The following is a 7,234-nucleotide window of genomic DNA, read 5'->3' on the forward strand; positions in this document are numbered from 1 at the left end:
GTCGGCCAGCAGCAGCCGCGGCTCGCCGACCACGGCGCGGGCGATGGCCACGCGCTGGCGCTCGCCGCCGGACAGCTCGTGCGGGCGGTGGCCCAGCCGGTGCCCGAGGCCGACGCGTTCGAGCGCCTCGTACGCGCGCAGCCGCCGCTCCCGCAGGGACGGGCCCGCGTACAGGAGGCCGTCGGCCACGTTGTCCAGCGCGCTGACTCCGGCGGCCAGGTGGAACTGCTGGAAGACGAAGCCGATGACGTTCGCGCGCAGCGCGGAGAGCTGCTTGTCGGTGAGCGAGCCCACGTCGTGCCCCGCGATGCGGACCAGACCGCCGGAGGGGCGGTCGAGGGTGCCGATCATGTTGAGCATGGTCGACTTGCCCGAGCCGGACGGGCCGACGATGCCGACGAGCTCGCCGTGCTCGATGCCCAAGGAGACACCGCGGAGCGCGGCCACGTCGCCGTAATCCTTGCTCACGTCGTGCAGTTCGACGATCACTTGGGCACCGCCACGGTCGTGCCCTCCTGGACCCCGGTGACCTCGACCCGGCCGTCGGCGAACATGCCGGTCTCGACCGCGGCGTAGCGGGTGGCCGGGCCCTCGACGACCTGTACGCCGTAGCCGCCCTCGGCCAGGGCGAACAGCGCGCCGACGGGCACGGCCAGGACGTCCTTCCGCTGGTCGGAGACGATCGTGACGTCCACGGGGGCGGCGTCGTACGACTTCTTCAGCCCGCTCACCGACACCTTGGCCTCCACGGTGGTGGTCGTGTCGTTGCCGGTGCCGGTCGCGGTGGCGACCTTGCCCACGCGGGTGATCCTGCCGTTCACCTCGGTGCCGTCGGGCAGCTCGACGGTGGCCTTCATGCCCTTCCTGACCAGGTGCTCGTCGGCCACGTCGAGGTTGACGAGCACCTGGCGGGTGGTGCCGGTGGCGGTCAGCACGGGCCCGCCCGCGCTGTCTCCGAGCGCCTTCTTCAGGTCGGCGACCCGGATGGGGCCGTCGGCGACCACGACGTCCCCCGGCTGGATCTTGCCGGTGACGTCGAGCCCGAGATCGTCCTGCCAGTCCTCGACCGCCTCCCTGGTGGCCCAGGTGAACTCGCCGTCCACGTCGAATCCGGTGTAGCCGAGCTTCTCGAGGTTGCGTTCGAGCAGTTCGACGTCCTTGCCCTCGACCCCGTCCTCCAGGGTGCGGTAGAGGGGCATGGTGCCGTACAGGAGGGGGCGGCGGTCGGCGTCCACGCTGTAGACGGCGTGGCCCCGGGTGATCGTGGCGCCTTCGCCGGGGAGCCAGGTGATCGTGCCCTGGGACTTGGCGGTGACGGTCAGGGGGTCGCCATAGCCGAGGGTGCCGTCCACGGTCTTGGTCTCGGTGAGGGTCGTGCGGGTCACCTTGGCGGTGGCCGGGGGTGTACGGGTGGCGGCGGCCGTACCGGTGCCGTCTCCGCCGAAGCCCACCGCGGCGGCAGCGACGGCGGCGGCGAGCAGCGCGGCGCCGCCCGTCCAGGCCAGCGCCCGCAGGGGGCGGCGACGGCGCGGTGGCAACGCGCGCGTGGCCGCCGCGGGCTCCTTGAGCTGCGTCACTTCCGCTCCCCCAGCTTCGGGAACTTCTTGCCGCAGATCTCGAAGGCCTTCTTGAACGTGGGGTCGTTCCGGTCCAGCTTCAGCGCGGTGCCGCTGGAGAAGCTGCCGTCGGGGTTGGGGTCGGGCCAGTCCACGCCGTTCTCGCGCATGCACCTGGCCAGCTCGCGGAGCTTGTCGACCTGCTCCGGGTCGAGGTTCTTGCGGTCCTTGAAGGGGGCGTAGGCCTGGCAGGCCGCGACGGCGTCCATGACCTTCTTCTTGTCGGCGTTCTCGCCGATCGCCTGGAGGCCGCCGCCGCCGTCCGGGTCGGGGTCCTCCATGGGGATCCCGTGGTCGCGCATGCACTGCGCGAACTTCCTGCCCTGCTCCTGCGGGTCCGTCGTGCCGGTCGGGGCGGCGCTCGCGGAGGGCTTCGCGGAGGAGCCCACGGCCACGGAGGCGACTCCCGTGTCACCCTGCCCGCTGCCGCAGCCGACGGCGAACGCGGCCAGCAACCCGATCAGCAGCGGGGGCGCGATGAGTGTCTTCGTCATGCCTCCGAATGTGCCGAGCTCCGTTCAAAGCGAGCTGGGAGCCGCCTCGGAGCCAGGTAGGAGGACGCGGAACGTCGCGCCCTCGCCCGGCGCGGTGTCCACCTCGACGCGGCCCCCGTGGGCGCTGACGATGGCGGAGACGATGGCCAGGCCGAGCCCGGCGCCGCCGTCGGCCCTGGATCTGCCCCGGCCGACGCGGTAGAGGCGGTCGAACAGGTGCGGCACGTGCTCGGGCGGCACGCCGGGCCCGGTGTCGGACACCTCCAGCACGGCCAGGCCGTCCGATCTGCCGACCCTGACGGTGACGGACGCGTCGGGGGGCGTGTGGCAGAGCGCGTTGCCGACGAGGTTGGCGGCCACCTGGCGCAGGCGGGCGTCGTCGCCCGTGATCGTCACGGGTGCGAGGGGGCCGTCCAGCCCGGCGAGCCTGACCTGCCGGTCCGGCGCGCGTACGCGGGCGTCGCGGATCGTGTCGGCGGCCACCTCCAGCAGGTCCACGGGCCGCCGCTCGATCGGGCGTTCCTCGTCGAGCTGGGCCAGCGTGAGCAGGTCGTTGACCAGCACGCCCATCCTGGCGGCCTCGTCCTCGATCCGGTGCATCGCCTCGCCGGCGTCGCCGCCCCTGCGGTGCAGCTCGGCGAAGCCTCGCACGGAGGTGAGCGGGGTGCGCAGCTCGTGGGAGGCGTCGGCGAGGAAGCGGCGCATGCGGGCCTCGGAGTCGGTCCTGGCGGCGATCTCGGACTGGAGGCGGTCGAGCATGACGTTCATGGCGCGGGCCAGGCGGCCGGGCTCGGTGTGCGGGTCGTCGGCGGGCACCCGGCGGTCGAAGTCCCCGCGGGCGATGTGGCCGGCCGTGGCCTCCATCCTGGTCAGCGGGCGCAGGCCGAGGCGTACCAGGGCGCCGGCGGCCAGGCCGATCAGGAGCAGCACGAACGCGCCCACCGCGACGAAGATGGCGATGGCGGAGGTCTGGGTCTGCTCGACCTCGGCGAGCGACTGGGCGAAGACCAGGGTGCTGCCGTCGGACGCCTTCACGGCGCGCACGCGCCAGGAGGGACCCGAGGTGCCCGGCGCGGTGTAGTTCTCGCCGGTCCTGCCCTCGTCGACGACGGGGCCGGGTTGGCCGGAGGCGCCGAACCTGTACTGCAGCGTGCCGTCGGAGCCGAACACCATGATCTGCTGGATGGCGGCGACCCGCTTCGTGAGCACCTCGGAGACGACGTCGTTCATCGGGGACGCCGTGAGCGTCCGTATCGGCCCGAAGAGCTGGCCGTTCTTGATCGTGGCCATCTTGGTGAGCTGTTCGAGCTGCTTGTCCACCCGGTCCGTCAGGCTGCCGCGCAGCAGTACGACGCCCGCCACGGTGGAGAGCACCAGCCCGAGCGTGGCGACCCCGAGCACGGCCATGACCAGGCGGGTGCGCAGGGTCCAGGCGGCGGGCCTCACCGCGGGGTCCTCAGCGTGTAGCCGACGCCGCGCACGGTGTGGATGAGCTGCGGCTGCCATTTGTCGATCTTCTTGCGCAGGTAGTAGACGTACGACTCGACGATGCTGGAGTCGCCGTCGAAGTCGTAGTGCCAGACGCTGTCGAGGATCTGCGCCTTGCTCACCACCCTGCCGGCGTTGGTGAGGAGGTATTCGAGGAGGTTGAACTCGGTGGGCGACAGGTCCACCGGCACTCCGGCCCGGGAGACCTGGTGGGCCGCGGGGTCCAGCTCCAGGTCGGCGTAGCGGAGCACGTCGTTGCGGGGCGTCGAGCGGCTGCGGCGCAGGATGGCGCGGATGCGCAGCACCACCTCCTCCAGGCTGAACGGCTTGGCCACGTAGTCGTCGGCGCCCAACGTGAGGCCCTGGACGCGGTCCTCGACCCGGTCGCGGGCGGTCAGGAACAGCACGGGGACGCGCTCGCCCAGCCGCCTGGCGACCTCGAACCCGTCGAAGTCCTCCAGCATCACGTCGAGCACCACGATGTCGGGGTCGAACTCCCTGGCGGCCGTCACCGCCTCCGCACCCGTCTCCGCGGTCCTGACCTCGAACGACACCAGTCGCAACGTCTGGGAGAGCAGGGCGCGGATGTTCGGCTCGTCGTCCACGACGAGCACCCTGGCCGGTCGGTCCATGGGTAAAGGTCTACCCGAACCACTTCAAAGCGGGCTCAAAGCGCTCATCTCACGTCGAAGATCGGCCCGCGCGGCCGGAACGGCACGTCGCGGTGAGCGTGCCGGGCGCGCCCCACAGGAACACGGGCCGAACCCGGCGCCGGCCGCGCCTCACATTTAATTCCGTTGCCCGGACGGCAGACCGCTGCCTACTGTGACCGGCATGACATGCATGTTCTCCTGCCCGGTTTTCATTCGCATCCGCCACGGCCGGGCTCTGGCCCGCTAGCGGACGCGAACACCTGAGGCTGTAGCGTCCGCACGCGCGCCCAGGGCCCTTCGAGACCTGTCAATCTCGAGGACCCGAAAGGGCAAGTGCTGTGGCGCAGAATTTCGCGCACGGAAACTATTCGCATACTCAGCGTAAAGCCAGGAATGGCGGCGGCGGTCGCACGCCCAGAGACCGGGCGAGGCGCACTCTCTCGCAGAATTTCCTGGCCGACCGGCATGCCGTCGATCTGATGGTGAAGGCCGCCGCTCCCGGAGGGCTCGTGCTGGAGCCCGGCGCCGGGGAGGGGGTGCTCACCCTGGCGCTCGCCGAGGCGGGGGCGCGGGTCATCGGCTACGAGATCGACCCGCTGCTCGCCGGGCGGCTGGCCGCCCGTACGCGCAGCGATCCCAGGATCGACGTGGTCAGGGGCGACTTCACGGCCGCGCGGGCGCCGCGCGAGCCGTTCGCGGTCGTGGGCAACATCCCGTACTCGATCACGTCGAAGATCGTGGACTGGTGCCTGCGGGCGCCGGCCCTGACCTCGGCGACGCTGCTCACCCAGCGGGAGTACGCCCGCAAGCGGTCGGGCGACTACGGCCGCTGGAGCCTGGTCACGGTGGAGTCGTGGCCGTGGTTCCACTGGCGGCTCGGCGACACGATCGGCAGGGAGAGCTTCCGCCCCGTCCCGTCCGTCGACTCGGCGATCCTGCGCGTCCAGCGCAGGCCCGAGCCGCTCGTCGCCTCCCGCCGTTCCTACCAGGAGCTGGTCGAGCTGGGCTTCGGCGGCGTCGGCGGCTCGGTGCGCGCCTCGCTGAAGACCCGCTACCAGGGAGTGGACGCCGCGCTGAAGGCGGCGGGCGTCGCCCGCGACACCGTCGTGGCCCACGTCCACCCCGACCAGTGGATCATCCTGTGGGAGGGCCTATGCCGGTGAGCTGACCTTGGCCTGCTTCGACGGGCCGGCGAGAGGAGCCAGTCCTGGGGCCGTGGTCGCGACGCGGCGGCCCCAGGGCATGGCCAGCGCCAGGATGGGCAGCAGCACGATCGACGCCCGCGACCAGTCCTGGTGCAGGTACCACCAGCTGTTGACGTCGAACTGCGTCATGTACAGGTAGCCGTATCCGGACCAGATCGACACGCCCACGATGGCCGGCCAGGCGAACCTGGTGGGCCTGGCGACCAGGAACGGCATGAACCACATCAGGTACTGGGCCCCGAGCCGGGGCGTCACGACCATGAAGACGAGCAGGATGGCCGTCGTCATGTCGATCGGGTCGGCGCGCCGCCAGTAGAGCACGGCCGCGACGACGCACAGGTAGATCAGGTTCGTGCCGAACGAGGCCAGGTCGGGCCGCAGCGCCCAGTCGCCGCCGGTGTACCAGGGGGTCCAGCCCCACTCGCCGACGATGGGGCGGATGTCGCGGATGGTGTTGATGACGGCGGGGATCTGGTTGAGGGACGTGCCCGCGAAGACCGGCAGCGTGACCAGGAAGAACAGCGGCACGATCCCGGTGGTGAACATCGCGGCGACCCGGGAGCGCAGGTTGGGCAGAAGCAGCAGCATGCCGGGGATCAGCCAGATCGGCCAGCTCTTGGCGCACAGCGCCAGGCCCATCAGCACCCCGGCCAGCGCGCCCCGCTTGAGGTCGGCCCTGTCGCCGGGGGCCGGCAGCAGCGCGCGGTGCAGCATGCCGCCCCGGCCGAGCACGCGCGGGATCGAGGAGCGCACGCCGTACGCGGCCACACCGGCGCGCACCCGGGCGACCACGTCCGTCGCGATGCCGGGACGCTCCATCGCGCCGGGGCCGCGGGCGACCACGAACGCCGCCACGCCGAACACGAGCGCGACCGGCTCGACCTGGCCATGGATGGCGGCGATCATCAGGGCGAGGGGGTTGAGCGCGTACTGGAGCGCCCGCAGCGACGCCTTGGGGCCGCCGGCCAGCTTGGCCACCAGCGGGATGAGCGCGATGTCGGCGACCACGGTGACCAGGCGCCCGGCGTACTCCCACGGGATGCCGAGCCACAGCAGGATCCCGTACACGTACGGGATGGTCGGCAGGAAGTGCCAGCCGCCCTCGCTGGCGAGCACCGGGTCCTGGCCGCGCAGCACGGCCTCGCCCGCGGGCTTGAAGCTCTCCATGAAGTCGACGGGTTGCCACGAATCGATGGCCGACGTGTACATGATGAGCAGGCGTACGGCCACGCCGACGGCGATGGCGACGACGAGCGGTGGACGCCAATCACGCCATTGGGCGACTAGAGCGAGTACGACACCGGCGACGAGGACTATCCCCGTGAGAACTGCGTAATCCATGGCGGCCTCTAGCCTGCCGTAACTCCGGCAGTGGTTTCCACCAGGGCTTCCAATTCTTATCCCCGACATGCCGATACGTATGGCGATAGAGCATCACTGTCTGTGTTGAACTTTTTCCATGGGGGGATCGCAGGTCAACCAGGCACTGGTCAGGCTCTATTTCGAGGTGCGGGACGGGGTCCGTGACCCGGTTGCCGCCTGGGCGAAACTCACAGCGAATTCTCAGCAATATCGGCCGTTCAGAGGAGAGCGGCGGGTGCCGCTCGACGACGCCTCCGCGGCCGAACTGGCGGCGGCGGCGATGGTGCACACCGCCGCGTCCCACGGGGCCGACCGGGTGGCGGCGCTGTCCACCTCGCCGCTGGCCGGACTGATCGCCGGCCTCGGCGGCGCGGTGCTGACGGAGCACCCGTGCGCGCCGGAGCAGGTGCTGGGGC

8 protein-coding genes are annotated in these 7,234 nt (G+C 71.3%); 2 read left to right on the forward strand and 6 right to left on the reverse strand.

The features are described 5' to 3' along the window. From ACWDX9_RS56930 to ACWDX9_RS56950, 5 genes are all read right to left on the reverse strand, one after another. The coding region (locus tag ACWDX9_RS56930; RefSeq protein ID WP_449971403.1) for an ABC transporter ATP-binding protein at positions 1–486 on the reverse strand (486 nt) is incomplete at its 3' end. Beyond that, complete coding sequence (locus ACWDX9_RS56935) at positions 486–1,577, reverse strand: peptidoglycan-binding protein (RefSeq protein ID WP_449971388.1); 1,092 nt, start codon at positions 1,575–1,577, stop codon at positions 486–488. The genes ACWDX9_RS56935 and ACWDX9_RS56930, both read right to left, overlap by 1 nt. Continuing rightward, positions 1,574–2,110, reverse strand: coding sequence for a hypothetical protein (locus ACWDX9_RS56940; RefSeq protein ID WP_449971390.1), 537 nt, complete (start codon positions 2,108–2,110; stop codon positions 1,574–1,576). Before ACWDX9_RS56940 ends, ACWDX9_RS56935 begins: the two co-directional genes overlap by 4 nt. A gap of 24 nt (positions 2,111–2,134) precedes the next feature. Next, positions 2,135–3,556 (reverse strand): sensor histidine kinase, encoded by a 1,422-nt coding sequence (locus ACWDX9_RS56945; RefSeq protein ID WP_449971391.1) that lies wholly within the window; start codon positions 3,554–3,556, stop codon positions 2,135–2,137. Next, positions 3,553–4,230 (reverse strand): response regulator transcription factor, encoded by a 678-nt coding sequence (locus ACWDX9_RS56950; RefSeq protein WP_449971393.1) that lies wholly within the window; start codon positions 4,228–4,230, stop codon positions 3,553–3,555. Before ACWDX9_RS56950 ends, ACWDX9_RS56945 begins: the two co-directional genes overlap by 4 nt. A 359-nt stretch (positions 4,231–4,589) precedes the next feature. Here ACWDX9_RS56950 and erm point away from each other — a divergent pair, with 359 nt between their 5' ends. After that, positions 4,590–5,414, forward strand: a complete 825-nt coding sequence (gene erm / locus ACWDX9_RS56955) for an ErmE/ErmH/ErmO/ErmR family 23S rRNA (adenine(2058)-N(6))-methyltransferase (protein ID WP_449971395.1) — start codon at positions 4,590–4,592, stop codon at positions 5,412–5,414. Here erm and ACWDX9_RS56960 read toward each other — a convergent pair. Next, complete coding sequence (locus tag ACWDX9_RS56960; protein WP_449971398.1) at positions 5,403–6,797, reverse strand: hypothetical protein; 1,395 nt, start codon at positions 6,795–6,797, stop codon at positions 5,403–5,405. The genes erm and ACWDX9_RS56960 overlap by 12 nt on opposite strands. A gap of 118 nt (positions 6,798–6,915) precedes the next feature. Between ACWDX9_RS56960 and ACWDX9_RS56965 the strand changes: the two genes are divergently transcribed. Further along, a partial coding sequence (locus ACWDX9_RS56965) for a hypothetical protein (RefSeq protein WP_449971400.1) occupies positions 6,916–7,234 on the forward strand: 319 nt, incomplete at its 3' end.

It is taken from the genome of Nonomuraea sp. NPDC003201 (assembly GCF_053590415.1).

Excerpts from the sequence above, each read along its gene's own strand:
- ACWDX9_RS56940 (WP_449971390.1), bottom strand. The coding sequence starts at position 2,110 with ATGACGAAGACACTCATCGCGCCCCCGCTGCTGATCGGGTTGCTGGCC.
- ACWDX9_RS56950 (WP_449971393.1), bottom strand. The coding sequence starts at position 4,230 with ATGGACCGACCGGCCAGGGTGCTCGTCGTGGACGACGAGCCGAACATC.
- ACWDX9_RS56960 (WP_449971398.1), bottom strand. The coding sequence starts at position 6,797 with ATGGATTACGCAGTTCTCACGGGGATAGTCCTCGTCGCCGGTGTCGTA.